General features: G+C 66.3%; 20 protein-coding genes, 3 tRNA genes and 1 pseudogene. 13 read left to right on the top strand and 11 right to left on the bottom strand.

The annotated features are described in order from the left end of the window. Positions 1–5: 5 nt before the first annotated feature. The 9 genes from recF to FR943_RS03815 all read left to right on the top strand — a co-directional run bounded on the left by recF (position 6) and on the right by FR943_RS03815 (position 10,578). Positions 6–1,160 carry a DNA replication/repair protein RecF gene (gene recF / locus FR943_RS03855; protein ID WP_217155004.1) on the top strand — a complete coding sequence of 385 codons (1,155 nt, stop codon included), beginning with the start codon at positions 6–8 and terminating at the stop codon, positions 1,158–1,160. Further along, positions 1,157–1,738, top strand: coding sequence for a DUF721 family protein (locus FR943_RS03850; RefSeq protein ID WP_217155002.1), 582 nt, complete (start codon positions 1,157–1,159; stop codon positions 1,736–1,738). The genes recF and FR943_RS03850 overlap by 4 nt, the downstream gene beginning before the upstream one ends. A gap of 216 nt (positions 1,739–1,954) precedes the next feature. Next, positions 1,955–3,988, top strand: coding sequence for a DNA topoisomerase (ATP-hydrolyzing) subunit B (gyrB, locus tag FR943_RS03845; protein ID WP_217155000.1), 2,034 nt, complete (start codon positions 1,955–1,957; stop codon positions 3,986–3,988). 107 nt (positions 3,989–4,095) lie between these two features. Beyond that, a complete protein-coding gene (gyrA, locus tag FR943_RS03840; protein WP_217154998.1) occupies positions 4,096–7,863 on the top strand; it encodes an intein-containing DNA gyrase subunit A in 3,768 nt (1,255 codons plus the stop codon). A gap of 52 nt (positions 7,864–7,915) precedes the next feature. Further along, positions 7,916–8,839 carry a DUF3566 domain-containing protein gene (locus tag FR943_RS03835; RefSeq protein WP_217154997.1) on the top strand — a complete coding sequence of 308 codons (924 nt, stop codon included), beginning with the start codon at positions 7,916–7,918 and terminating at the stop codon, positions 8,837–8,839. A gap of 56 nt (positions 8,840–8,895) precedes the next feature. Further along, positions 8,896–8,969: transfer RNA gene (locus FR943_RS03830), tRNA-Ile, on the top strand. A 153-nt stretch (positions 8,970–9,122) separates the two neighbouring features. Next, a tRNA-Ala gene (locus FR943_RS03825) sits at positions 9,123–9,195 on the top strand. A 205-nt stretch (positions 9,196–9,400) separates the two neighbouring features. Then, positions 9,401–9,823, top strand: coding sequence for a hypothetical protein (locus tag FR943_RS03820; protein WP_217154995.1), 423 nt, complete (start codon positions 9,401–9,403; stop codon positions 9,821–9,823). Positions 9,824–9,993: 170 nt separating this feature from the next. After that, the gene (locus tag FR943_RS03815; RefSeq protein WP_217154993.1) at positions 9,994–10,578 is read left to right on the top strand and encodes a hypothetical protein; all 585 of its coding nucleotides are present in this window, start codon (positions 9,994–9,996) and stop codon (positions 10,576–10,578) included. A 7-nt stretch (positions 10,579–10,585) separates the two neighbouring features. Here the strand turns inward: FR943_RS03815 and cwsA are convergent, their stop codons facing one another. Next, positions 10,586–10,984 carry a cell wall synthesis protein CwsA gene (cwsA, locus tag FR943_RS03810; protein WP_217154992.1) on the bottom strand — a complete coding sequence of 133 codons (399 nt, stop codon included), beginning with the start codon at positions 10,982–10,984 and terminating at the stop codon, positions 10,586–10,588. A gap of 142 nt (positions 10,985–11,126) precedes the next feature. Between cwsA and FR943_RS03805 the strand changes: the two genes are divergently transcribed. Next, complete coding sequence (locus FR943_RS03805; RefSeq protein ID WP_217154990.1) at positions 11,127–11,654, top strand: peptidylprolyl isomerase; 528 nt, start codon at positions 11,127–11,129, stop codon at positions 11,652–11,654. A 75-nt stretch (positions 11,655–11,729) separates the two neighbouring features. On the opposite strand, the gene FR943_RS03800 is transcribed toward FR943_RS03805, so the two are convergent. Beyond that, on the bottom strand, positions 11,730–12,146 hold the full coding sequence (locus FR943_RS03800) for a PH domain-containing protein (RefSeq protein ID WP_217154989.1): 417 nt from the start codon (positions 12,144–12,146) through the stop codon (positions 11,730–11,732). A gap of 155 nt (positions 12,147–12,301) precedes the next feature. Further along, a complete protein-coding gene (crgA, locus tag FR943_RS03795; protein ID WP_076195894.1) occupies positions 12,302–12,586 on the bottom strand; it encodes a cell division protein CrgA in 285 nt (94 codons plus the stop codon). 94 nt (positions 12,587–12,680) lie between these two features. Between crgA and FR943_RS03790 the strand changes: the two genes are divergently transcribed. Both FR943_RS03790 and FR943_RS03785 read left to right on the top strand, forming a co-directional pair. Then, positions 12,681–13,430, top strand: a complete 750-nt coding sequence (locus FR943_RS03790; RefSeq protein WP_217154987.1) for a DUF881 domain-containing protein — start codon at positions 12,681–12,683, stop codon at positions 13,428–13,430. A 30-nt stretch (positions 13,431–13,460) separates the two neighbouring features. After that, the gene (locus FR943_RS03785; protein ID WP_217154986.1) at positions 13,461–14,135 is read left to right on the top strand and encodes an aminodeoxychorismate/anthranilate synthase component II; all 675 of its coding nucleotides are present in this window, start codon (positions 13,461–13,463) and stop codon (positions 14,133–14,135) included. Here FR943_RS03785 and pknB read toward each other — a convergent pair. From pknB to FR943_RS03750, 7 genes are all read right to left on the bottom strand, one after another. Next, positions 14,113–15,987, bottom strand: coding sequence for a Stk1 family PASTA domain-containing Ser/Thr kinase (gene pknB, locus FR943_RS03780; protein WP_217154985.1), 1,875 nt, complete (start codon positions 15,985–15,987; stop codon positions 14,113–14,115). The two genes, FR943_RS03785 and pknB, sit on opposite strands and share 23 nt — an antisense overlap. Beyond that, complete coding sequence (locus FR943_RS03775) at positions 15,984–17,261, bottom strand: protein kinase domain-containing protein (RefSeq protein WP_217154984.1); 1,278 nt, start codon at positions 17,259–17,261, stop codon at positions 15,984–15,986. Before FR943_RS03775 ends, pknB begins: the two co-directional genes overlap by 4 nt. 22 nt (positions 17,262–17,283) lie before the next feature. Further along, the gene (gene pbpA / locus FR943_RS03770; RefSeq protein ID WP_217154983.1) at positions 17,284–18,759 is read right to left on the bottom strand and encodes a peptidoglycan D,D-transpeptidase FtsI family protein; all 1,476 of its coding nucleotides are present in this window, start codon (positions 18,757–18,759) and stop codon (positions 17,284–17,286) included. Continuing rightward, positions 18,756–20,171, bottom strand: a complete 1,416-nt coding sequence (locus FR943_RS03765; RefSeq protein ID WP_217154982.1) for a peptidoglycan glycosyltransferase RodA — start codon at positions 20,169–20,171, stop codon at positions 18,756–18,758. Before FR943_RS03765 ends, pbpA begins: the two co-directional genes overlap by 4 nt. Continuing rightward, positions 20,168–21,691, bottom strand: a complete 1,524-nt coding sequence (locus FR943_RS03760; RefSeq protein ID WP_217154981.1) for a PP2C family protein-serine/threonine phosphatase — start codon at positions 21,689–21,691, stop codon at positions 20,168–20,170. Before FR943_RS03760 ends, FR943_RS03765 begins: the two co-directional genes overlap by 4 nt. 31 nt (positions 21,692–21,722) lie before the next feature. Next, on the bottom strand, positions 21,723–22,190 hold the full coding sequence (locus FR943_RS03755; RefSeq protein ID WP_029110475.1) for an FHA domain-containing protein FhaB/FipA: 468 nt from the start codon (positions 22,188–22,190) through the stop codon (positions 21,723–21,725). 131 nt (positions 22,191–22,321) lie between these two features. Further along, the gene (locus tag FR943_RS03750) at positions 22,322–23,788 is read right to left on the bottom strand and encodes an FhaA domain-containing protein (protein WP_217155126.1); all 1,467 of its coding nucleotides are present in this window, start codon (positions 23,786–23,788) and stop codon (positions 22,322–22,324) included. 262 nt (positions 23,789–24,050) lie between these two features. Between FR943_RS03750 and FR943_RS03745 the strand changes: the two genes are divergently transcribed. Continuing rightward, positions 24,051–24,133: transfer RNA gene (locus FR943_RS03745), tRNA-Leu, on the top strand. Positions 24,134–24,158: 25 nt separating this feature from the next. Here FR943_RS03745 and FR943_RS26910 read toward each other — a convergent pair. Further along, a pseudogene (locus FR943_RS26910) lies at positions 24,159–25,357 on the bottom strand (IS481 family transposase). Between the last annotated feature and the right edge of the window lie 357 nt (positions 25,358–25,714).

Below are 25,714 nucleotides of genomic sequence, written 5' to 3'. Positions count from 1 at the left end.
GCACTGTGTATGTCCGTCACCTGGGACTGACCGACTACCGGTCCTGGGCCCACGTCGATCTCGATCTCGAGCCCGGCCGTACCGTCTTCGTCGGTCCGAATGGCTACGGCAAGACCAATCTCGTTGAAGCACTATGGTATTCGGCCACCCTCGGCTCACACCGGGTGGCGTCCGACGCGCCCCTGATCCGGGCCGGTGCGCAGCGCGCCATTGTCTCGAGCATCGTCGTCAACGAGGGTCGGGAGCTGGCGGTCGACCTCGAGATCACCAACGGCCGAGCCAACAAGGCGCGGTTGAACCGCTCACCGGTGCGGTCGGCCCGCGAGATTCTCGGGGTGTTGCGGGCGGTGTTGTTCAGCCCGGAAGATCTTGCCCTGGTACGCGGTGACCCCGGGGAACGACGTCGCTATCTCGACGAACTGGCCACCACCCGGCGGCCGGCGGTCGCGGGCATCCGTGCCGACTATGACAAGGTGGTGCGTCAGCGCACCGCCCTGCTGAAAACCGCTGCGGGAGCACGCTATCGGGGTGATCGCAGCGTACTCGACACCCTCGATGTGTGGGATGGGCACCTGGCCGCCCACGGCGCGGCGCTCATCGCCGCCCGCACCGCGCTCGTCGAACAACTACAGCCCGAGGTGAGCAAGGCCTACCAGTTGTTGGCACCGGCCTCCCGGGCGGCGACGATCCGGTACCGCAGCAGTGTCGAGGCGATCGAGACCGCACCGGGGCCGGAATCGGTCGAGTTCTACGAGGCCGCGCTACTGGACGCACTGGCCCGTCGTCGGGACGCAGAGTTGGAGCGCGGCGTCTGTCTGGTCGGGCCACACCGTGACGACCTCGAGCTGTGGTTGGGTGACCAACCCGCGAAAGGCTTTGCCAGCCACGGTGAATCGTGGTCGATGGCGTTGTCGCTGCGGTTGGGTGCCTACGAATTACTGCGTTCGGACGGGGTCGATCCGGTGCTGCTGCTCGACGATGTCTTCGCCGAGCTCGACACCGCCCGGCGACAGGCCTTGGCCGCGGTGGCCGGGGAGGCCGAGCAGGTTCTGGTCACCGCGGCGGTGGGCGAGGACATTCCGTCGGACTGGGCGGTGAACCGGGTGGAGATCCGGATGACCGAAGGCGATCAGGGGCGGGTATCGGTGGTGGAACCATGAGCGAGGATCCGGCGGAATCTGCCGACCCGGCCATCCCCGGGCCTGCCGCGGAGGACCTGACCCGGATGAAGGGGATGGATCTGGTGCGGCGCACCCTCGAAGAGGCTCGAGGTGCGGCGCGCAGCCAGGGGAAAGATGTCGGACGGGGTCGCCGCGCGCCGGTGCGTCGGGTCGCGGGCAACACCGGCAGACGTCGAACCTGGTCGGGCCCGGGCCCGGACGTCCGCGACCCACAGCTTTTCGGCGCGGCCACCCAAGATCTGGCGAAGGTGCGGGGCTGGTCCTCGAGGGTGGCCGAGGGCTCGGTGTTCGGTCGGTGGCGCACGGTGGTTGGTGACCAGATCGCCGATCACGCCAATCCGACGGGCTTGAACGAAGGGGTGCTGACGGTGTCGGCGGAGTCCACCGCGTGGGCCACCCAGCTGCGGATGGTGCAGGCCCAGCTGCTGGCCAAGATTGCCGCGGCGGTCGGCGACGGGGTGGTGACCTCGTTGAAGATCGTGGGTCCGGTCGGTCCTTCGTGGCGCAAAGGTCCGCGCCACGTTCCCGGCCGTGGTCCGCGCGATACCTATGGTTAAACCCACAATATTGCGCTGAGAGCGCCGAGACGCTCAACAGGGCAGTTTCCGAGCTCCGGACGCACCAATATGCGAAAAATTCCGCGCACGGCGCAATCAGACCGTCAGAAACGCGACTACAGCACCGGTCCTGTCCGAATCTGGCGGTAGACTGTCGGACGGATCTCAGGCGGTGTCTGCACTGCCTCCCCGGAACCCCAAGGAGACGCGTCCGACGTGGCTGCCCAGAAGAAGAATGCTCCAAGCGAATACGGCGCCGATTCGATCAAGGTGCTGGAAGGACTAGAGGCGGTACGTAAACGTCCGGGCATGTACATCGGTTCCACCGGTGAGCGAGGTCTACACCACCTGATCTGGGAGGTGGTGGACAACGCGGTGGACGAGGCCATGGCCGGCTTCGCCAACCGGGTGGACGTGCGGATTCTCGCCGACGGCGGTGTGCAGGTCACCGACGACGGCCGTGGCATCCCGGTGGCCATGCACGCCACCGGTATCCCGACCGTGGATGTCGTGATGACCGTGCTGCACGCCGGCGGCAAGTTCGAGGAGGGCGCCTACCAGGTATCCGGCGGTCTGCACGGCGTCGGTGTGTCCGTGGTGAACGCGTTGTCGACCCGCCTCGAGGCCGACATCTACAAAGACGGTTACGAGTGGTTCCAGGTGTACGACAAGTCGGTGCCCGGAACGCTCAAGCAGGGTGAGAAGACAACGAAGACCGGGACCACGATCCGGTTCTGGGCCGACCCGGACATCTTCGAGACCACGGTCTACGACTTCGAGACCATCGCCCGTCGGCTCCAGGAGATGGCGTTCCTGAACAAGGGGCTGACGATCGAGCTCACCGACGAGCGGGTCACCGCCGAGGAAGTGGTCGACGACGTGGTCAGCGATCACGCCGACGCCCCCAAGTCCGCGGCCGACGAGGCCGCCGAAGCTGCGGCCCCGCCACCGCAGAAGGTCAAGCACCGGGTGTTCCACTACCCCGGCGGCCTGGTGGATTTCGTCAAGCACATCAACCGGACGAAGTCTCCGATCCACCCCAGCGTTATCGATTTCGACGGCAAGGGTGAAGGCCATGAGGTCGAGATCGCGATGCAGTGGAACGGCGGTTATTCGGAGTCGGTGCACACGTTCGCCAACACCATCAACACCCACGAGGGCGGTACCCATGAGGAGGGTTTCCGGGCGGCGTTGACGAGTGTGGTCAACAAGTACGCCAAGGACAAGAAACTTCTCAAGGACAAGGATCCGAACCTCACCGGTGAGGACATCCGTGAAGGTTTGGCCGCGGTGATCTCGGTGAAGGTGTCCCAGCCGCAGTTCGAGGGCCAGACCAAGACCAAGCTCGGCAACACCGAGGTGAAGTCGTTTGTGCAGAAGATCTGCAACGAGCAGATCGGCCATTGGTTCGAGGCCAACCCGGCCGAAGCCAAAACTGTTGTGAACAAAGCAGTTTCGTCGGCACAGGCCCGCGCCGCGGCACGCAAGGCCCGGGATCTGGTGCGGCGTAAGAGTGCCACCGACATCGGTGGGCTGCCGGGCAAGCTGGCCGATTGCCGGTCGACGGATCCGAGTAGGTCCGAACTGTATGTGGTGGAGGGCGATTCGGCCGGTGGCTCGGCCAAGAGTGGTCGGGATTCGATGTTCCAGGCGATCCTGCCGTTGCGCGGCAAGATCATCAACGTCGAAAAGGCCCGCATCGACCGGGTGTTGAAGAACACCGAGGTCCAGGCCATCATCACGGCGTTGGGTACCGGTATCCATGACGAGTTCGACATTTCCAAGCTGCGGTATCACAAGATCGTGTTGATGGCCGATGCCGATGTGGATGGTCAGCATATTTCGACGCTGTTGTTGACGTTGTTGTTCCGGTTCATGAAGCCGCTGATCGAGAACGGGCATGTGTTCTTGGCTCAGCCGCCGTTGTACAAGCTCAAATGGCAGCGTCAGGAGCCGGAGTTCGCCTACTCCGACCGGGAACGCGACGGCCTGCTCGAGGCGGGCAAGGCGGCCGGTAAGCGGATCAACGTCGACGACGGTATCCAGCGGTACAAGGGTCTGGGTGAGATGGACGCCAAGGAACTGTGGGAGACCACCATGGATCCGTCGGTGCGGGTGTTGCGTCAGGTGACACTCGACGATGCTGCCGCGGCCGACGAGCTGTTCTCCATTCTGATGGGCGAAGACGTGGAAGCGCGCCGCAGCTTCATCACCCGCAATGCGAAAGACGTGCGCTTCCTGGATGTTTGAGATTGTCACGTGACGAACCGGCCCGCTATGCGTGTCGCGCCCGATAACCACGAACGACGACACCGCGAGCTACTAAACTGTGGCCGCGGCTGAAGGACGAGGAATAGATGACTGACACCACCCTCCCCCCGGGAGGTGAAGCGGGCGATCGGATCGAGCCGGTCGACATTCAGCAGGAGATGCAGCGCAGCTACATCGATTACGCCATGAGCGTGATCGTGGGCCGCGCGCTGCCGGAGGTGCGCGACGGTCTCAAGCCGGTGCACCGCCGCGTGCTCTACGCGATGTTCGACTCCGGGTTCCGGCCGGATCGCAGCCACGCCAAGTCGGCCCGCTCGGTCGCCGAAACGATGGGTAATTACCACCCGCACGGTGACTCGTCGATCTACGACACCCTGGTCCGCATGGCCCAGCCGTGGTCGCTGCGCTATCCGCTGGTGGACGGACAGGGCAACTTCGGCTCGCCGGGCAACGACCCACCAGCTGCCATGAGGTACTGTCTGACGGCTGACGCGATGGTCCGATTGCCGTTCGGGCAGTCGGTGCGTATCAGTGACGTGGTTCCGGGTGCCAAGCCGAATTCCGACAATGACATCGAGTTGAAAGTCCTCGACCGGCATGGGAATCCTGTGTTGGCCGACCAGCTCTTCCACTCAGGCGAGCACCAGACCTACCGGGTGCAAACTGCCGAGGGCTTCGAGGTCACCGGAACCAGCAACCACCCACTGCTGTGCCTTGTAAATGTTGCTGGCGTGCCGACACTGCTGTGGAAGCTCATCGAGGAAATCCGTCCGGGTGATCGGGTGGCGATCCAGCGGACACCACCCGTCGAGTTCGGTCCTGCAGATTGGCACGATGCGATGGAAGCGTTGTTGCTCGGCGCCTTCATTAGCGAGGGTTACGTATCGGACACGAGAGCTGGATTCGCCAATCTCGATCTCGATTACTTCACGATGGTTGTTGCCGCATATGACGCGGTGGTTGGTGGGAAACGCTGTGTTTGCGACAAGGCGAACCCTCCGTACTCACCTATTCACACATTGAACGTGGGTAATGTCACTGCGCTCAAGCGGACTAGGCTCTGGGACCTGGTGGGTCAGCGCTCGGCAGACAAGCGGGTGCCAGAGTGGATGTGGCACGCCTCAGCAGCAGCGAAACGAATCTTCCTGCAGGCTCTGTTCGAAGGCGATGGGTCATGCTCGGCATTGCCGCGCAATACGATTCAGGTGTCGTACTCGACACGCAGCGAACAGCTGGCCAAGGACGTCCAGCAGATGCTGCTCGAGTTCGGAGTGATCTCGAGTCGGTATCGCCACGTCACCGGCGAGCACAAGGTCGCCATCACCAACCGGGCACAGGCGGAATTGTTCGCCGCACAGATCGGCTTCGGCGGCGCCAAGCAGGCCAAGCTGAACTCGATTCTCGCCGCACTCCCCGTCTCTGCCAGGGGTCTTGACGGGGACCAGGTTCCGGGGCTGGGCGAGTTCATCCGCACCCACGCCGGTGGGCGCTGGGCCGACAAGGAGTGGCTGCGTAAGCACAACGTCGATCGAATCGATCGCTGGCGTCGTGGCGGAGACGAAATCCTCAGCCACATCGCCGATCCCGATGTTCGCGCGGTGGCAACCGATCTGACCGACGGCCGGTTCTACTATGCCGAGGTCGCATCGGTGACGGAGGCCGGCGTACAGCCGGTCTACAGCCTGCGTGTCGACACCGCGGACCACGCGTTCATCACCAATGGTTTCGTCAGTCACAACACCGAGGCCCGGCTGACTCCCCTGGCCATGGAGATGCTACGTGAAATCGACGAGGAGACAGTCGATTTCGCTCCGAACTACGACGGCCGGGTGCAGGAGCCCACGGTTCTGCCGAGCCGGTTCCCCAACCTGCTGGCCAACGGATCGGGCGGTATCGCCGTCGGCATGGCCACCAACATCCCGCCGCACAACCTGCGGGAACTGGCCGAGGCCGTCTACTGGTGCCTGGAGAATTACGAGGCCGACGAGGAAGCCACTCTGGCCGCCGTGTGCGAGCGGGTCAAGGGCCCTGACTTCCCCACCTACGGCCTGATCGTGGGCAGCCAGGGCATCGAGGACACGTACAAGACCGGGCGCGGCTCGGTCAAGATGCGCGGTGTCGTCGAGATCGAGGAAGACAGCCGGGGCCGCACCGGCATCGTCATCACCGAGCTGCCGTATCAGGTCAACCACGACAACTTCATCACCTCGATCGCTGAGCAGGTCCGCGACGGCAAGCTGGCCGGCATCTCGAACATCGAGGACCAGTCCAGTGACCGGGTCGGTCTGCGAATCGTGGTGGAGCTCAAGCGCGATGCGGTCGCGAAGGTGGTGCTGAACAACCTCTACAAGCACACCCAGCTGCAGACCAGCTTCGGTGCCAACATGCTGTCGATCGTCGACGGTGTGCCCCGCACCCTGCGCCTGGACCAGCTGATTCGGCTCTACGTCGACCACCAACTCGATGTCATCGTGCGGCGCACCCGCTACCGGCTGCGCAAGGCCAATGAGCGGGCCCACATCCTGCGGGGTCTGGTCAAGGCGCTCGATGCGCTCGACGAGGTGATCGCCTTGATCCGGGCCTCGCAGACCGTCGAGATCGCCCGGGCCGGGCTGATCGAGCTGCTGGACATCGACGAGATCCAGGCCCAGGCGATCCTGGACATGCAGTTGCGCCGGTTGGCAGCGTTGGAACGTCAGAAGATCGTCGACGATCTGGCCAAGATCGAGGCCGAGATCGCCGATCTCGAGGACATCCTTGCCAAGCCCGAGCGGCAGCGCGCGATCGTGCACGACGAACTCGCCGAGTTGGTGGAGAAGTACGGCGACGACCGGCGGACCCGGATCGTCCCGGCCGACGGCGACGTCAGCGACGAGGATCTGATCGCCCGGGAGGACGTGGTCGTCACGATCACCGAAACCGGGTACGCCAAGCGCACCAAGACCGATCTGTACCGCAGCCAGAAGCGCGGCGGTAAGGGTGTGCAGGGGGCGGGGCTCAAGGCCGACGACATCGTCAACCACTTCTTCGTCTGCTCGACCCACGACTGGATCCTGTTCTTCACCACGCAGGGCCGGGTGTACCGGGCCAAGGCCTACGAACTGCCGGAAGCCTCCCGGACGGCCCGCGGCCAGCACGTCGCGAACCTCTTGGCCTTCCAGCCCGAGGAACGCATCGCGCAGGTCATCCAGCTCAAAACCTACGAGGATGCGCCGTATCTGGTGCTGGCCACCCGCAACGGCCTGGTGAAGAAGTCCAAGTTGGTCGACTTCGACTCCAACCGGTCCGGCGGCATCGTGGCGGTCAACCTGCGTGACGGTGACGAACTGGTGGGCGCGGTCCTGTGCTCGGCCGACGACGATCTGCTGCTGGTCAGCGCCAAGGGCCAGTCGATCCGGTTCTCGGCCACCGACGAGGCGTTGCGGCCGATGGGCCGGGCCACCTCGGGTGTGCAGGGCATGCGGTTCAACGAGGAGGACCGTCTGCTGTCGCTGAACGTGGTGCAGCCGGACACGTATCTGCTGGTCGCGACGGCCGGTGGTTACGCCAAGCGCACGGCGATCGACGAGTACACGGTGCAGGGCCGGGGCGGCAAGGGCATCCTGACGATCCAGTACGACCCGAAACGTGGCAATCTGGTTGGAGCGCTGATCGTCGACGACGAAACCGAGCTGTACGCCATCACCTCCGGTGGCGGCGTCATCCGGACCGCCGCACGTCAGGTTCGCAAGGCCGGGCGCCAGACCAAGGGCGTCCGCTTGATGAACCTCGGCGAGGGCGACACACTGATTGCGATCGCGCGCAACGCCGAGGAGGACTCAGATCCCGATGGTGGCGAGTCCGACGAAGCGTGACGCTGTCGCCGAGGCCCGACCCGGACCCCGGCCTGAGTTAAGGAGCTGTTAGGTGAGTTCACCGAGCGAGCCGGGGCACCCGCGTACGGGCGACCGGCCGGGCAGCTCCAACGGCTCAGGTGCCGGGGGCGAGGGCGGATCGGCCACTCCGAAGGCCGCGGCCCGGGCCGCCGGCGGTCAGATCACCGAGACCGGTGAGGCCCCGCCGTGGCAGCGCGGCACCGCGCGCACCGCACCCCCGGCCGAACCCCGCGAGAGCCGCGATGAGAGTGCCCGCAAGCCGGGCTCCCACTCCCCCGGCGTGGAAGCCCGGTTGCAGCGGTTCGTGGCGGGTGAAAACCAGGAGACCGAGCAGCAGCCCCGGCCGGCGCGACCGGCTGCGGCGGGCTCGGGACCGGCTGCGCCGTCGGGCCCCGCCGCATCGGGCCCTCCGCGCAAGGACCGCAATGAACCGGTGCGTCCGGAGGCGTATGCGAGCGAGCTTCCGGACCTGTCCGGGCCGTCGCCACGGCCCGCGCAACGCAAGCCGCCCGGGGACGCCGCGGCGGCCAGATCGTCGAGCAACGCCCCGACCACCCGCATCCAGGTGGCGGGTCGAGCCCAGCACAACGGCCCGGTCCGGGCCAGCATGCAGATCCGTCGGGTCGATCCGTGGACTGTGCTCAAGGTCTCACTGGTGTTGTCGGTGGTGTTGTTCTTCGTGTGGATGATCGCGGTGGCGTTCCTCTATCTGGTGCTGGGCGCCATGGGGGTGTGGAGCAAGCTCAACAGCAACGTGGGTGACCTGCTGACCAGTGCCAGCGGCGCCTCGGGCGGCGAATTGGTGTCCAGCGGAACGATCTTCGGCGGGTCCGCACTGATCGGCCTGGTGAACATCGTGGTGTTGTGCGCGATGGCCACCATCGGGGCATTCATCTACAACCTCACCACCGATTTGGTGGGCGGTGTCGAGGTCACCCTCGCCGACAGGGATTAATTTGGGACTCTGAGCCTCGGTGCGGTAATCTCTGCGCTCGGTCGATCCCAATTTTCGGGCCTATAGCTCAGGCGGTTAGAGCGCTTCGCTGATAACGAAGAGGTCGGAGGTTCGAGTCCTCCTAGGCCCACGACACCCGGTGTAGCCGGTGATCACTGAGAGGTTGTGCCATGCGGTTCGTCGTTCTGGCCGCCCTTGCCGCCGCCACGGTGATCCTCTGGCGATCCCGACACGGTGAAGAGGTTTGGCACGACCTGGAGATTCCAGCGTCGCCGCCAGATACGGGGCCTTAGCTCAGTTGGTAGAGCGCTGCCTTTGCAAGGCAGATGTCAGGAGTTCGAATCTCCTAGGCTCCACAAGATAGATCAGCAGTTCAAAGCGGTTCTGGTGGTAGCCACCGGGGCCGCTTTTTTCGTTCCGTTCTGCCGCCGAAGGCCAGCCGATTTCGGGCGCTGTCGTGGGTTGGGTCAACGAGTACGAATTACCTTGCACGACAAGACCTTCTGTGCGGATGTGGAAATACCTCGAGAGGGTCGTTCTCGGTTGATACCGTCGAACAGCATGAAGTGTTTGCACACGGTAATTCCCCTGGCGGCGGCACTGGCATTTTTCGGGGCTGCCTGCAGCACCGACAGCAGTCCACAGGCCCCGACCAGCCCCGCGACGCCGGTGACCTCGGTGCGCCATGCGCCCGCGGTGCCAGAGGCACCGGCGGCACCGCAGACGCCCGGCGTACCCGCCACGTCGACGGCACCGATGATGCCGAATCCCAACGGGGACGGCTCGATGGTGCCGTGTGAGGGGACGATCTGTACGAATCCCAACCACGGGGCCGGTGACGATCCGGAGGAGAACGGCGGTGCAGTGATGCCGAATCCGGATGGAGACGGGTCCGATGTCCCCTGTGAGGGGACGATCTGTACGAATCCCAACCATGGCGCTGGTGACGATCCGGAGGACAACGGCGGCGACGGAGAGGGATAGGCGCAGCAGTATCCGGTCACACCCTTCTCGTTGGCGCCAACACCGCTCCGGCGCTCGGTAAGCTGCCGCTGTCCACAGCGCGGGCAGACCAACCGCGGGGATGCTTCACCAAAGCTGGTGGCGCCACATGGAAAGAGGGGGAACTTGTGATACGAGGATTCATCGTTGGCGTGGCCGTTCTGGCGCTCGCCGGTTGCGGATCGGAGAGCGCTCCGGAGGTGACGTCGAGTGCGGCCGCTCCGCCGCCGGCGCCGGTCAGCGCCGAACAGCAGATCCGCGACCTGGTCGCCCAGGAAGAAAAGGCACTGGGCACGTTCGATTTCAACAGGTTGTCCGAGCTGACCTGTCAGCAATACCGCGACGCGGTACGAAACCAAGTGGCCACGTTGTTCCCACCGCTCAGCGCGGCCGGCGCCCCCGGGGAACTGGCCGGCGCCCCCGTGGACCTGCTGAGGAGTGGGTTCAAACGGCAGCACCCCAAGGCATCGGACGCCACCATCAATCAACTGGTCGACGCGTTGATCCGATACGACGATCCGGCGTACCAAGCGGCCAACCTTGAGATCCTGCGGCAGACGTCGAAGGCGACGATCGACAAGGTGGAGAACATCAAGGTGACCGGCGACACGGCTACCGCCGACCTCACCACAACATGGGTGCTCGGCGAGACCCCACCGGCGACGAGCACGCAGCCCAACGCCTTCCGCAAAGAGAACGGCCGGTGGCTGGACTGCCAGAACCCGTCGCCGCAGTAGCCGCGAGTCAGGGTTTCGGCGTCACCTCGACGCTGGGCGGCAGCGGTGAAGGCTCCGGGCGCATGGATCGCCGCACTATCGAGAACGCCACTGCCCCACCGGCGATCACCGCGGCCGCCACCCCGGCGATCACCAGCGGGCGTCGCCGCCGCTTGGGTTCCGGTGCGGCGGCGGCCTCCTGGATCACCTCAGGCAGGGCAGCCACGGCTTCGGCGGCAGCCGCGAGTTGACGGCGCAGCTTGCCGGATTCATAGCGCTTACGAAGCCCTGCCGCGGCGGCGGAGACGGTGTTGAGGCTGATGCCCGCCACACCGCGGGTGACGTCGACCGGCCCGATCGTGCTGTATTTCAAGCCGCGGGCCAGACGCTGACGGGGGGCCAACCGGATATCGACGTTCGCGGTCATTGGGCACCTTTCTGCGCTCATGGCGATGGCCGGGTTCTGGCCGTTGATGGGCTGAGTTCCAGATTGCCATCTCCGGGCGGTTCTCGGGCCGTTGGCGGGGTATCCGACGGACACCGGGGCCGGGATGGCAGACTGACTTCTCGTGACGAGCCCCATTCAGACCGCAACGGCGACACTGCACACCAACCGCGGCGACATCAAGATCGCACTGTTCGGAAACCACGCTCCCAAGACCGTGGCCAACTTCGTCGGTTTGGCGCAGGGAACCAAGGACTACAGCACCGAGAACGCATCGGGCGGTACGTCGGGTCCGTTCTACGACGGCGCTGTCTTCCACCGGGTGATCGACGGCTTCATGATCCAGGGTGGCGATCCGACCGGCACCGGTCGCGGTGGCCCCGGCTTCCAGTTCGCCGACGAGTTCCACCCCGAGCTCGTGTTCGACAAGCCCTACCTGCTGGCGATGGCCAACGCCGGCCCGGGCACCAACGGTTCGCAGTTCTTCATCACGGTCGGCCAGACACCGCACCTGAACCGCCGCCACACCATCTTCGGTGAGGTCGTGGATCCCGAGTCGCAGAAGGTCGTCGACGCGATTGCGTCCACCCCGACGGATCGCTCCGACCGGCCGACCGAACCGGTCGTCATCGAATCGATCACCGTGTCGTAACGGCCGAACCGCACCTACACATGCGTGACGCCCCCGAACTCGGGGGCGTCACGTGTTGTGCGGGGTCGGTGTCTCTCACCGGGGTGCGAATCCGGCCTCGGTGAGTGCATCCAAGACGCTGAGCGGGTCCGTTCCCAGGTCCCATCGGGTGAAGACGGCCAGGTGGTCGTCGCTCGTTTCGATCTCCAGCAGCCGGACCTTGCGTGCGAGCCGGCGGAACTCGGTGATGCGCACGCGGCGGATCTCATTGCGGCGATACGTTCGGGTGGTCCACCAGCCGGCGACGCTGAGACTGTCTTGGTTGATTGCCAGTTTTGGCCGGGCGCGCCACGAGAAAGTTGCGAAGGTGAGCAATCCCACCCCAGCAATGCCGGCAAGAACACGCCCGGGCGGATCTGTGATCAGGGTCACAGCTGCGATAGCCATCACTAGGCCGACTACGCCGCAACCTGCGACTCCGGCCGCCGGTGGACTCCAGTGTGTTTGCTGCACGGGTTCTTCACACCCTCTTACCGCGACTAATGGAGTTATCCACAGGTGCTATCCCCAATGGGGATGAATCACAACGGTGTGATTGAGCATCGGCGAAGTTGCTGAACCGGTAACGCTGAAAACGTAAGATGAATTCATTATGGTGCCCGTTCGGATCAGCGCCAGCGCATCGTGAGCAACAAACCACTGATCATGAAGGCAAACGCGATCGCGTAGTTCCACGGACCGAGATCCGCCATCCACTGAAGGAAGGATGGAGTGTCCACCGGATTCGTTGCCGCCAACTGGAAGACCAGCAGCCACAGCAGGCCGAACAGCATGAGACCGATGAAGAGCGCGACGAACCACACACTCGACGGCCCGGCTTTCACCTTGACCGGAGTCCGGCTCACCGGCTTGATGGTGAAATCGTTCTTTTTGCGGACTTTGGACTTGGGCATGGGTACCTTCGCGGACAGTCGGCGTCACACGGTGCGACGATGAGGCAGGATGCCTCACGAGCCTAACGTAGCTGCACGTCGGAAAGAGACAGCGATGGACCAACCGGAAAGGTCCCGGTGGCGCTTCGGCGTCCCGCTGGTCTGCCTGTTCGCCGGATTGCTGCTGGCCGCCACCCACGGGGTCTCCGGCGGCGACGAGATTCGCCGCAGCGATTCGCCCCGCCTCGTCGACCTGGTCCGTGAGGCCCAGCAGTCCGTGGACCGGCTCGCCGCCGAGCGCGATTCACTGTCCACCCAGATCGACAGCCACCACGGCGGCTCCCCCACCTCACACTCGGCGCTCGGGGCGATCACCAGGCGCTCGGCCGAACTCGCCGTCGACGCCGGAACGGTGCCGATGCGCGGGCCCGGTCTGGTGGTCACCCTCAACGACGCCCAGCGCGACGCACAAGGGCGCTTCCCCCGCGACGCCGCCCCCGACGATCTCGTGGTGCACCAGCAGGACATCCAAGCCGTGCTCAACGCCCTCTGGAGCGCCGGCGCCGAGGGAATCCAGATGCAGGATCAGCGCATCATCGCCACCTCGGCCCCACGCTGCGTCGGAAACACCCTGCTGCTCAACGGGCGCACCTACAGCCCGCCCTACGTCATCACCGCCGTCGGCGACGCCCCGGCCATGCAGGCCGCCCTGGCGGCGGCGCCCCTGGTGAACCTCTACAAGCAGTACGTGGTGCGGTTCGGGCTGGGTTACACCGAAGAACCACGTGCCGAGGTCGAGCTGGCCGGGCACACCGAGCCACTACGGATGCGTTACGCCAAGCCCGCGGGACCGGTCGGCTACTGAGCTGGCCATTTCGGCCGGTAACCTGAGCCGATGCAGGTTCTGGTCGTCGACAACTATGACAGCTTCGTCTTCAACCTGGTCCAGTATCTGGGCCAGCTCGGGGTCCAAGCACAGGTGTGGCGCAACGACGACGACCGCCTGGCCACCGACGCCGACCTCGCCAAGGTGGCAGCCGACTTCGACGGGGTCCTGCTGAGTCCCGGGCCCGGCACCCCGGAACGCGCCGGCGCCACGATCCCGCTGGTGCACGCCTGTGCTGCGGCCGGCACTCCCCTGCTCGGCGTCTGCCTGGGCCACCAAGCCATCGGCGTCGCGTTCGGCGGCACCGTCGACCGCGCCCCCGAACTGCTGCACGGCAAAACCAGCGTGGTGCATCACGCTGACGCCGGGGTGCTCAAGGGCCTGCCGGATCCGTTCACCGCGACCCGGTATCACTCGCTGACGATCCTGCCCGACACCGTGCCGGCCGAGCTCGAGGTGATCGGGCAGACCGACAGCGGGGTCATCATGGCCGTGCGGCACCGGCAGCTGCCCATCCACGGCGTGCAGTTCCATCCGGAATCGATCCTGACCGAGGGCGGGCACCGGATGCTGGCCAACTGGCTGGCCGTCTGCGGTGCGGCCCCGGCCGAGCACCTGGTGGCCTCACTGGAGGCCGAGGTGGCCCGCGCCGTGGCAGCGGCTACGACGCGAAGCTCAGCGTAATCCGGGCGTCGCGACTCACCCCGGCGCCCGCGGGCGGACTCTGAGTGACCACGGCGTTGGTGCGCTGGCCGCTGTCACGAACGTCGGGCCCCTTGTCCAGCACGCCCGTCCAGCCGAGCGCCGTCAACCGCGGATAGACGTCGTCCCAGAACTGCCCCACCAGGTTCGGCATCACGAACTGGTTGCCCTTGGACACGTGAATCTGAATCGGGGTGTCCTTGGGTACCGACGCGCCCGACGCCGGTTCGGTACCGACCACCTCACCCGCCGGTGACGTGTGGTCGACATCGATGACCACCGTGCTGGTGAATCCCGACGCGGTGAGGATCTGCTTGCACACGTCGGCGCTCTGGCCGCCGCAGTCCGGCACGGCAGTCGCCTCCGGGCCCGAACCGATCACCAGGGTGATCTCGTAGATGATGCCGGCGGTCTGGTTGGCCGGCGGGTTGGTCGCCAGCACCCGGCCCTTCTGTTCCGGCGTCGAGGGGCTCGGGGTTTCCTTGACCTTCTCGAAGCCGGCGTCTTTGAGCTTCTGTCGGGCCTGTGACGGGCTCAGCCCGGCGACATCGGGGATCTGGGCCTGCTCGGGCCCGCGCGAAACGTTCACGGTGATCTCGTCGCCGGCCGCCACCATGCTGCTGGACGACGGGTCGGTGCCGATCACCACGCCCGGCGGCACCTTGTTGTCGTCCTTCTCTTCGGTGCGCGTCTTGAACCCCCGGTTCTGCAGCGCGGCGATGGCATCGGCCGAACGTTGACCGCTGACATCGGGCACCTGCACGTCACGGGGTTTGCCGTCGAACATGTTGATCGCCACCGTCACCACGACGGTCAGCACCGCCAGCACGGCGACCGCGATCAGCCAGCGCGCCACCGAGGCGCTGCGATCGGCCGGGCGCGGCACCACCAGGTTCTGGGTGGGGGCCGCGGCGCCGCCCTGGGCCAGCATCGGCCCCGAGTTCATCATCGACGTCCGTTCGGCGTCGGTGAGCACCTTGGGTGCCTCGGGGGCCTCGCCGCTGTGCACCCGGATCAGATCCGTGCGCATCTCGGCCGCGGTCTGATAGCGGTTGTCAGGGTTCTTGGCCAATGCCTTGAGCACCACGGCGTCGAGTTCGGGGGAGATGCCGGGATGCCGGCGCGACGGCGGGATCGGATCCTCCCGCACATGCTGATACGCCACGGCCACCGGTGAGTCACCGATGAAAGGTGGTTCCCCCGTGAGGATTTCGTACAGCACACAGCCCAGCGAGTAGACGTCGGAGCGGGCGTCGACGGTCTCACCGCGGGCCTGCTCGGGCGACAGGTACTGCGCGGTGCCGATCACCGCAGCGGTCTGGGTGACGCTGTTGCCGGTGTCGGCCAGCGCCCGGGCGATACCGAAGTCCATCACCTTCACAGCGTTGTTCTTGCTGATCATGATGTTGGCCGGCTTCACATCACGGTGCACGATGCCGTGCTGGTGACTGAAGTTCAGGGCCTGGCAGGCATCGGCGATGATCTCGATCGCGCGCTTGGGCGGGATCGGACCTTCGCCGTGCACGATGTCGCGCAGCGTCACACCGTCGACGTACTCCATGACGATGTAGGGCAGCGGCCCGTTCGGCGTCTCGGCCTCACCGGTGTCGTACACCGCCACGATGGCCGGATGGTTCAGCGCGGCGGCGTTCTGCGCCTCCCGGCGGAAACGCAGGTAGAAGCTGGGATCGCGGGCCAGATCGGCGCGCAGGACCTTGACCGCGACGTCGCGGTGCAACCGCGTATCGCGTGCCAGGTGAACTTCGGACATGCCGCCGAAGCCGAGGATTTCGCCGAGTTCATATCGGTCGGAGAGGTGCTGAGGCGTCGTCATCGCAGTATCTGTTCCGGTGCCACGGGTATGTCCTGAAGACCAGTTCCGGCTCCCTGGGGCACGATCACGTGGAAGGCCTGGGCCGGCAGCGCCGCCGGCGTCTGGTACGGGGTCGTCTCGGTCACCGTGTCGGTGACCGTGGGCGGGGGTGACTGCTGTTGATCCTTGCGGTCCTGCGCATTGAGCACGATCAGGATGGCAATGACGATGGCGAGCGCGCCGAGTACCCCGGCAGCCCACAGCAGGGCCCGCTGACCCGACGAGAACGTGCGCCGCGGGGCCGGCGCGGGCCGATGGGAGGCGGTGGTCGGCCGGGCCCGGGTGGCCGTCATCGGGGTGCGGCCGGACAGTTCCGCGGCGGCACGGGCCTGCGAGGCCGACGGCACCGCGGCCGGTGCCGCGCGACCCAGCGTCGGAGCCTGGTTGGGGCGCGGTGGACGGCGGCCGGCGCGCACCGCGGCGACCGCATCGGCGAACGGCCCGCCCGACTTGTAGCGCATCCCCGGGTTCTTCACCAGGGTGATCTCGATCAGCTCGCGGACGTTGGGCGGCAGATCGGCCGGCAGCGGCGGCGGGGTCTCCTTGATGTGCTTCATCGCGACCGTCAGGGCCCCGTCACCGGTGAACGGGCGCTTACCCGAAACCGATTCATAGCCAACGACTCCCAGCGAATACACGTCGCTGGCCGCGGTGGCGTCATGGCCCAGGGCCTGTTCGGGGGCGATGTACTGGGCCGTGCCCATCACCATGCCGGTCTGGGTGACCGGGGCGGCGTCGACGGCCTTGGCGATACCGAAGTCCGTCAGCTTCACCTGACCGGTCGGGGTGATCAGGATGTTGCCCGGCTTGACGTCGCGGTGCACCAGGCCCGCGGTGTGGGCCACCTGCAGCGCGCGGCCGGTCTGCTCGAGCATGTCCAGGGCATGCCGCAGCGAGAGCCGGCCCGTGCGTTTGATCACGGAGTTCAACGGCTCTCCGTTGATCAATTCCATGACCAGGTAGGCGGTCCGCCCCTCGCCGTCCAGTTCTGTCTCGCCGTAGTCGTAGACGCTGGCGATACCTGGGTGGTTGAGCATGGCCACGGTGCGGGCCTCGGCCCGGAACCGCTCGACGAACTCGGCGTCGGTGGAGAACTCGGCCTTGAGCACCTTGACGGCGACGCGCCGGCCCAACCGGGAGTCCACCGCCTCCCACACCTGACCCATGCCGCCGGTGGCGATCAGGCGCTGCAGCCGGTACCGCCCGGACAGCGTCACTCCAACGCGGGGGCTCATGCGGCCACCTCGCAAGCGTCGCTCATGAACCCTCCCGCAGCGCCGCCGCAATCGTGGCGCGTCCGATCGGGGCGGCGAGTGCGCCGCCGGTGGCCGACAACCGGTCCCCGCCGTCCTCGATCAGCACCGAGACCGCGACCTTGGGGTCGGCGGCCGGTGCGAATGCGATGTACCAGGCATGCGGCGGAGTGTTACGGGGGTCCGTCCCGTGCTCTGCCGTACCGGTCTTCGAAGCGATCTGCACGCCGGCGATGGCTCCTTTCTGCTGAGTCACCTGCTCGGCGGCGACCATCAAGTCCGTAAGTGTAGCCGCGACCTGGGGTGACACCGCCCGGCGCTCCTGGGCGGGCGCGGTGGTGGCGATCGTGCTCAGATCGGGCCCTTTGAGGCTATCCACAAGATACGGGCGCATCGCGATGCCGTCATTGGCGATGGTCGCGGCCACCTGCGCGTTCTGCAGCGGAGTGAGGGCGACGTCGCGCTGGCCGATGCTGGACATGCCCAGCGCGGCGGCGTCGACGATGGGACCGGTGGTGGATTCGGCCACCTGCATCGGGATGGCCGGCGGCGGCGAGTCCAGCCCGAAGGCCTGGGCGGTGGACTTCAACTTGTCGGCGCCGGTGTTCAGCCCGAGCTGGACGAACGCGGTGTTGCAGGACTTCGCGAACGCCTCGCGCAACGTGGTCGTCGGACCGGCCCCGCACGACGCCCCGCCGAAGTTCTCCAGGGTGGCGGTGCTGTCGGGCAGCGGGATCCGCGGCGCCGCGGTGAGCTCGGTGTCCGGGGTGGCGCCGGACTGCAGCGCCGCCGCGGTGGTGATCACCTTGAACGTCGAGCCCGGGGGATAGGTCTCGGAGATCGCCCGGTTGAGCAGCGGCGACTGGGCGTTGTCACGCAGCTGCTGCCAGGTCTGGCTCTGCGCCTCGAGATCGTGGGTGGCCAGCTGGTTGGGGTCGTATGACGGGGACGACGCCATCGCCAGGATCTTGCCGGTCGACGGTTCCAGCGCCACCACCGAGCCCTTGCAGGGTCCGTCGCAGCCGTGCTCGAGGGCATCCCAGGCGGCCTGCTGAACCTCCGGCTTGATCGTGGTGTCGACGTTGCCGCCGCGCGGGTCGCGGCCGGTGAAGAAATCGGCCAGCCGGCGGCCGAAGAGCCGTTCGTCGGATCCGTTGAGGATCGTGTCCTCGGCCCGCTCCAGCCCGGTGCTGGAGTAGGCCAGCGAGTAGAACCCGGTGACCGGGGCGTAGACCTCGGGATTGGGATACACGCGCAGGAACCGGAACCGGCCGTCGGTGGCCACGGAGTAGGCCAGCAGTTGCCCGCCGGCGGTGATCTGGCCGCGTTGCCGGGAGTACTCGTCGAGCAGCACCCGCTGATTGCGCGGGTCGGAGCGTAACCCGTCGGCGGCGAACACCTGGGTGATGGTGGCGTTGCCCAGCAGCAGCACGATCAACACCATGATCGTGACTGCCACCCGGCGCAGGGAGGTGTTCATACCTTCTCGATCACCTCGGTGCTGGCCGCGGCGATCGGCGTCGGGTTGGGCGGCGCGGTGGTGGTGATCGGCCGGCGGGCGATGTGGGAGATGCGCACCAGGATGGCCAGCAGGATGTAGTTGGCCAGCAGGGAGGATCCGCCGTAGGACATCCACGGCGTGGTCAGCCCGGTCAGCGGGATCAGTTTGGTGACACCGCCGACCACGATGAACAGCTGGATGGCCAGTGTTGAGGCCAGCCCGGCGGCCAGCAGCTTGCCGAAGCTGTCACGCACCGCGATCGCGGTGCGCAGCCCGCGGACGATCAGGATCGTGTAGAGCATGAGAACGCCTGCCAGCCCGACCAATCCGAGCTCTTCGCCGATGGCGGCGATGATGAAATCGGTGGCGGCGGCCGGGACGTTCCCGGGCTGGCCGTTGCCCAGGCCGGTGCCGAAGATGCCGCCGGTGGCGAAGCTGAACAACGATTGCACCATCTGGTACCCGGCGCCGTCGGGATCGGCGAACGGGTCGAGCCAGGTCTGTACCCGCACCCGCACATGGTCGAAAACCTGGTACGCCACAACGCTTCCCGCGGCGAACAGGGCCAGCCCGATGATCACCCAGCTGAGCCGCTCGGTGGCCACGTACACCAGCACCAGGAACGAGGCGTACAGCAAAAGCGAAGTGCCCAAATCCTTTTCGAACACCATCACGCCCACCGAGGCGGCCCAGGCCAGCAGCAGGGGAGCGAGGTCGCGGGGCCGCGGCAGATCCAATCCGAGGAAGTGCTTTCCGGCGCTGGTGAACAGGTCGCGTTTGGCCACCAACACCGCGGCGAAGAAGATCAGCAGCAGGATCTTGGAGAACTCGGCGGGTTGGATGGAGAAGCCGGGGAACTGGATCCAGATCTTGGCGCCGTACTGCTCGGAGTAACGGGCCGGTAGCAGCGCCGGAATCACCAGCAGCACAAGGCCGGTCAGTGCACAGATGTAGCCGTAGCGGGCCAGCATCCGGTGATCGGTCAGCAACGCCACCACGACGGCGAATCCGATGACGCCCACCAGCGTCCACATCATCTGCTGATTGGCGGTACCGCCGAGGCCGTCGGAGGTCATCTCGCCCCGGGCCAGGTCCAACCGGTGGATCATCACCAGCCCTAGCCCGTTGAGCACCGCCACCACCGGCAGCAGCAGCGGGTCGGCGTAGGGGGCGAAGCGCCGGATCGTCAGGTGCGCGACGGCCATCAACGCGGTGAAGGTGATGACGTGGCGGGCCAGCTCCCAGCCCAGCCCTTGCTCCTGGTTGGCCTCCACGATCAGCAGTGCGAGGGTGGTGATCACCGCCGCAAACCCCAGAAGCAGCAGTTCCGCATTGCGCCGATTCGGTAGCGGCGGCATGACGGTAACCGGCGACTGGGGTTGAGTTGTCATGACACCGCTCGGCAGTTCGTCCCCGGTTCCTGTGGCGGCGGCTGCAGCGCGGTGAAGGTCGGTGTCGGAGGGGCCGGGGCCGGCGCGGCCGCGGTGGGCGACGGACCCGGGGCGGGCGCCTCGGGGGCGCTGGTCTCCGGAGCCGGCGGTTCGGCGCTGGGAGCCGGCGGAGCGCCCGGCGACGGGCTGGGTGTCGACGTGGGAGTGGGCGGCGGTGGCGGGGCGGGCTTGGACGTCGTGGTCGCGGTGCGCGGTGCGCAGACCGGCAGCACCGAGCTGCGGGCCAGATCACCGATCTGGGCGAAAGCCTCTTCCTGCGTACCGCCCGGCAGGCCGGCGACCACCTGGGCCCGCTCCGACGGGCGCAGGTCGTTGACCGCCATCAAACGGCAATTGAGACCGTTGCGATCCTGGTCGGCGCCGATCAGCGACAGCTCGTTGCGATCGTTGAGACAGCCGAACCGGAACGGCTCCTGCAGCGAGACACCGAGAAACGAGCCCTGCACGCCGCGCATGATCGACACCGTGCCGTCGTGTTCGGCGACGTAATAGTTGTTGCGGATCACCTCGCGGCCGATCGCCAACCCACCGACGAGCACCAGCACCAGCAGCACCGCGGCGATCAGGAAGCGGCGCCGCGACCGGGGCCGACGATCCGGCTCGGCGGGCTGGGGAACCACCCGCTTGGGTTCGTTGCGGCGCGGATTGAACGCCGAGGCCCGTCCGGCCGCCGTGTCCGGCGGCGCGCTCTGATCGTCGTTGCCGGACACCGCGCCGGCCAGGATCGGCTGGGTCTGCCCGTAGTCGTAATCGACCACGTCGGCCACCACCACGGTGACGTTGTCGGGGCCGCCGCCGCGCAGCGCCAGCTCGATCAGCCGGTCGGCGCACTCGGCGACATCCTCGATCTGCAGTGCCTCGTGGATGGTTTCCTGGCTGACCGGATCGGACAGGCCGTCGGAGCACAGCAGGTAGCGGTCGCCGGCCTTGGCCTCACGCATGATCAAGGTCGGTTCGACCTCGTGGCCGGTCAGCGCCCGCATGATCAGCGAGCGCTGCGGGTGGCTGTGCGCCTCTTCGGCGGTGATGCGGCCCTCGTCGACGAGGGTCTGGACGAAGGTGTCGTCCTTGGTGATCTGGGTCAGTTCCCCGTCGCGGAGCAGGTAGCCGCGGGAGTCACCGATGTGGACCAGCCCCAGCCGGTTGCCGGCGAACAGGATCGCGGTCAGCGTCGTGCCCATGCCGTCGAGCTCGGGATCCGCCTCGACGTGCGCGGCGATGGCGGCATTGCCCTGGCCGACTGCGGTGTCGAGCTTGCTGAGCAGGTCCCCACCGGGCTCGTCGTCATCGAGGTGTGCCAGTGCGGCGATGACCAACTGAGAGGCCACCTCGCCGGCGGCGTGGCCGCCCATACCGTCGGCGAGCGCCAACAGCCGGGCCCCGGCATACACCGAGTCCTCGTTGTTGGCGCGCACCAGCCCGCGATCGCTGCGCGCGGCGTATCGGAGTACGAGGGTCATAGTGTTCCTCGCGCTCCTTGCGTACGCGGCGTCACGGACGCAACTCGATTACCGTCTTGCCGATTCGAACCGGCGTTCCGATGGAAACCCTTACCGCTGTTGTCACCTTCGCCCTGTCAAGGTATGTGCCGTTGGTCGATCCTAGGTCTTCGACGTACCACTCCGAACCTCGTGGTGAGAGCCGGGCGTGCCGCGTCGAAGCGTAATCATCGGTGAGCACCAGGGTGGAGTCGTCGGCACGGCCGATCAGCACCGGCTGGGCACCCAACGTGATGCGGGTTCCGGCCAGTGCGCCCTCGGTGACCACCAATTGCCGCGCGATGTGGCGGCGGTCCCGGCTCGGCAGCAGGGAACCGCGCAGCGCCAATCCCCGACGCACCATCACCGCGCCGGTGGGCGCGTAGATATCGGTACGCAGGATGCGCAGCACCGACCAGATGAACAGCCACAGCAGCAGGAGGAATCCGACACGCGTCAGCTGCAGCACTAACCCCTGCATCTGACGTCCTCTCCGTATCCGCCCCACTGGTATCGCTGCGCTACCGCCGGCAACGTCACGATACTTGGACGGCGATAGCCGTGAGGGCGAAGCTGGGTGCTTGCCACTCCGGTGTGTCCGGTCTCAGATGCTCAGTGCACGCGCACGATGATCTCGGAATGGCCCAGCCGGATGACGTCGCCGTCGGCCAGCTGCCACTCCTGCACGGGCGCATTGTTCACCGTGGTGCCGTTGGTGGAGTTGAGGTCTGACAGCAACGCGACCTGTCCATCCCACCGAATTTCCAGGTGCCGACGCGAGACTCCGGTGTCCGGCAGACGGAACTGGGCGTCCTGACCGCGGCCGATCACGTTGGCGCCTTCGCGCAGCTGGTAGGTGCGGCCACTGCCGTCGTCGAGCTGCAGCGTGACAGAGGCCCCGCCGGCGGCGTAATCGCCGCCGCCATAGCCGCCGCCGTACCCGCCCTGGGCCGGGGCGCCGTACTCGCCGCCGCCGTAACCGCCCTGGTCGCCATAACCCGGCTCGCCGTAGCCCTGCTCGGGGTAACCGCCCTGCTGCGGCTCGGCGTAGCCGCGACCGTAGTCCTGCGGCTGGCCGTACTCCTGGCGTCCGTAGGGCTGGCCGCCGCCGTACCCACCCTGTTCGGGGTAACCGCCCTGCTCCGGGTAGCCGCCGCCCTGGCGGGGGTCCTGACGTCCGTAGTCGTAGTCACCGCCGCCGTAGCCGGGCTGACCGCCCTGCGGGGGCTGACCGTAGCCGCCGCCACCGGGCTGGCCGTAGCCACGCCCGGCCGGCTGGTCATATCCGCCACCGGGCTGGCCGCCGTAACCGGCCGGCGGGCGCTGCTGCTCGTAGGACTGCGGCGGGTAGCCGCCCTGGTCCGGGTAGCCGCCCTGGTCGGGGTACCCGCCCTGATCCGGGTAGCCACCCTGATCGGGGTAGCCGCCCTGATCGGGGTAGCCGCCGCGCTGCGGGGGGTAGCCACCCTGGTCCGGCGGGGGGTAGCCGCCCTGATCCTGTGGGGGATAGCCACCCTGATCCGGCGGGTACTGACCGCCACGGGGATCGTCCTGCGGACGCCCGTAGCGGTCGTCGTAGTAATCGTCGCCGGGCCGCCCTTGTCCCTGGCCGCCGCGGTAATTCGGGTTATCGGTCATAGGTGGTTCTCCTGATTCTGCGGTGAACGCATGGTCGCCGTGGGCTCGCGCGGATTCGCCAGCGGTTGAATCGGGGTTGACCGCGCCACGCGCGCGGAACTGTCCGGTGTGCAAGTTCGGTGATTGCTCGAATCTGACAACCACATCACCATACGTTTGCCACCCCTGATCACGAATGAATCCCCCCAGATGCTTGGCGAACGTGGTCGAGGTCAGGTCAGTATCGGCGCTCACCTTCTGATAGTCAGTGCCACTGAGCGTAATTACGTAGTCGTTCGGTGCCAAAACCTGTCCACCGGCCACGGTACGGGCTCGGGATTCGGCTTCCCGACACAATGCGGTCTCTACTTCTCGGGGCACGATCGAGCCGCCGAAGACCCGGGCGAACGCATCGCCGACGGTCGACTCGAGTTTGCGTTCGATGCGGTCGACAAGACCCATGTCACCGCCCGCCTTCACTCGTCGTCATTCGTCGTCTCGGCACGGTCATCCGTGCTCCCGCGTGTCGCTCTGGCCACACTGCTCACAAGCATGGTATCGGCCTGGCGCCGTTATGCGGGACCAACAGAACTCTGAGAATCAGATCGACGCTGGTCAGTGACCTGATCTAGATGAGGTTAAGGATTCTCTGGCCGCCCGGGGGCCCGCTGATCGGGCGGTTTGGGAACCGCGCGCCCACAGTGTTACGCTGCCTCGGTCATTCGGGCGAGTGGCGGAATGGCAGACGCGCTGGCTTCAGGTGCCAGTGTCCTTCGGGACGTGGGGGTTCAAGTCCCCCTTCGCCCACAGATGTGGTGAGTCGGGTCATGGGTTACACATGAGTCGAGTCATCGGTTACAGAATTCCCCGGTCTTTTGGCCGGGGTTTTTTGTTGGTTGGGCCAGTAGTTGCGGTCGGGGTTGATCCGGTGGCCGGCGATGAGGTGGTATCCGGTTTTGCTGATGACGGTGACGTTGGTGGTGGTGACCACAATGAGTACCGGGGTATGGGCATGGCGGCGTCCGATGCCCAGGTGGTGTAGTCGGCTGCCGTGGCGCAGCGTGAGTTTGCCGAATTGATCGACGGTGTCGTGGCGGATGCGGAAGTGTTCGATCATTGCGTCCGGGGTGGCTTTGGGTCGGCCGGTGTAGGCCTGTGCCGGTGTGGTGGCGGCTGGCAGGGCTCGGTGGGTGCGTTCGGTGGTGTAGATGATGCGGAATTCGTCGAGCAGGTGTTGCAGGTCGGCCAGGGTCGATGGTCGGGGGCGGGCGGCCAGCCAGCGTTTGAGGGTTTGGTGGAAGCGTTCGATTTTGCCTTGGGTTTGCGGGTGGCCGGGGCGTCCGTTCTTTTGCGTGATGCCCAGCTGGCGATAAGTCGTTCGAAATCGTTGTGGCCGTGGGTGAATCGTGAAGTGTAGACCGATCCGTTGTCGGTCAGGGTGGATGCCGGCGGGCCGTAGATGTCGATGAGGGTGGTGAAACTGGCCACGATGTCGGGTCCGCTGACGCGGGTAAATGCGGTGCAGTACAGCAGGTATCGGGAGTGGTCATCGAGCCAGTTGAGGATCTCGATGTCGGTGCCGTCGGCCAGGGTCCAGTGAGTGAAGTCGGACTGCCAGCATTCGTTGGGTTGTTCGGCGGCGAAGCGGTGATAGGAGCTGCAGGGCCGTTTGTGTGGTTGCGGGGTGATCAGTCCGTGGTGGTGCAGGATGCGTCGGATGGTGGAGGTCGAGGGCACCGGTAGCTGTTGTTGGGCCAGGTGTTCTTGCAGGGTGATCGGGCCGGCGTCGAGGCCCTGTGCGGTGAGTTTTTCGCGCAGCAGCACGATCGCGGTGATGACCTCATCGCTGACTGCGCGGGGGTTGCTGGCGGGGCGCCGAGAGCGGGGATCGACGGCTTCCAGACCGCCTTCCCGGAAACGTTTGAGCAGTCGGTGGATGTGTTGACGGGACATCCCGTAGGTACGGGCCGCGGCGCTGACCGACAGATGACCGGAGACGATTTCCAACACCACCACGCGGGCTTTCGACATGAATCATGACTGTCACCTATGACGCGACTCATCGAGGTCCATCGCAGGTGTCGCCCATGTCCCGACTCATGTGTCACCTATGTCGTGAACTCACACACCCCTTCGCCCACAGAGAGCGGTTTCACCGCAGACTCAAGGCCGCGAACTCAGCAGAGTTCGCGGCCTTTGTGTTTGGGTGTGCGTCGTCCTATCGATGGGTGCTGGGTCGTGTGCGGGGATCTGGTTGCGTAAGTCCCCGAGGTTGAAGTCGCGCAGTGGGTTTGGGCAGGGCCGGCGTTAGCTCCTCTGATTGCGCTCATCGAACGTCCCCAGGTGTGCTCGTTGAAATTCCTCACCTGTGAGCACCGGTCAGTGTAG

Source organism: [Mycobacterium] fortunisiensis, from assembly GCF_019050325.1.
GTDB lineage: Bacteria > Actinomycetota > Actinomycetes > Mycobacteriales > Mycobacteriaceae > Mycobacterium > Mycobacterium fortunisiensis.
The sequence above is the reverse complement of the archived record's forward strand: the minus strand, read 5'-3'. Positions and strand labels throughout refer to the sequence as shown.

Coding starts and splice junctions, on each gene's coding strand:
- FR943_RS03850 (WP_217155002.1), top strand. CDS start 1,157: ATGAGCGAGGATCCGGCGGAATCTGCCGACCCGGCCATCCCCGGGCCT.
- gyrA (WP_217154998.1), top strand. CDS start 4,096: ATGACTGACACCACCCTCCCCCCGGGAGGTGAAGCGGGCGATCGGATC.
- FR943_RS03820 (WP_217154995.1), top strand. CDS start 9,401: ATGAAGTGTTTGCACACGGTAATTCCCCTGGCGGCGGCACTGGCATTT.
- cwsA (WP_217154992.1), bottom strand. CDS start 10,984: ATGACCGCGAACGTCGATATCCGGTTGGCCCCCCGTCAGCGTCTGGCC.
- crgA (WP_076195894.1), bottom strand. CDS start 12,586: ATGCCCAAGTCCAAAGTCCGCAAAAAGAACGATTTCACCATCAAGCCG.
- FR943_RS03790 (WP_217154987.1), top strand. CDS start 12,681: ATGGACCAACCGGAAAGGTCCCGGTGGCGCTTCGGCGTCCCGCTGGTC.
- FR943_RS03785 (WP_217154986.1), top strand. CDS start 13,461: ATGCAGGTTCTGGTCGTCGACAACTATGACAGCTTCGTCTTCAACCTG.
- pknB (WP_217154985.1), bottom strand. CDS start 15,987: ATGACGACGCCTCAGCACCTCTCCGACCGATATGAACTCGGCGAAATC.
- FR943_RS03775 (WP_217154984.1), bottom strand. CDS start 17,261: ATGAGCCCCCGCGTTGGAGTGACGCTGTCCGGGCGGTACCGGCTGCAG.
- pbpA (WP_217154983.1), bottom strand. CDS start 18,759: ATGAACACCTCCCTGCGCCGGGTGGCAGTCACGATCATGGTGTTGATC.
- FR943_RS03765 (WP_217154982.1), bottom strand. CDS start 20,171: ATGACAACTCAACCCCAGTCGCCGGTTACCGTCATGCCGCCGCTACCG.
- FR943_RS03760 (WP_217154981.1), bottom strand. CDS start 21,691: ATGACCCTCGTACTCCGATACGCCGCGCGCAGCGATCGCGGGCTGGTG.
- FR943_RS03755 (WP_029110475.1), bottom strand. CDS start 22,190: ATGCAGGGGTTAGTGCTGCAGCTGACGCGTGTCGGATTCCTCCTGCTG.
- FR943_RS03750 (WP_217155126.1), bottom strand. CDS start 23,788: ATGGGTCTTGTCGACCGCATCGAACGCAAACTCGAGTCGACCGTCGGC.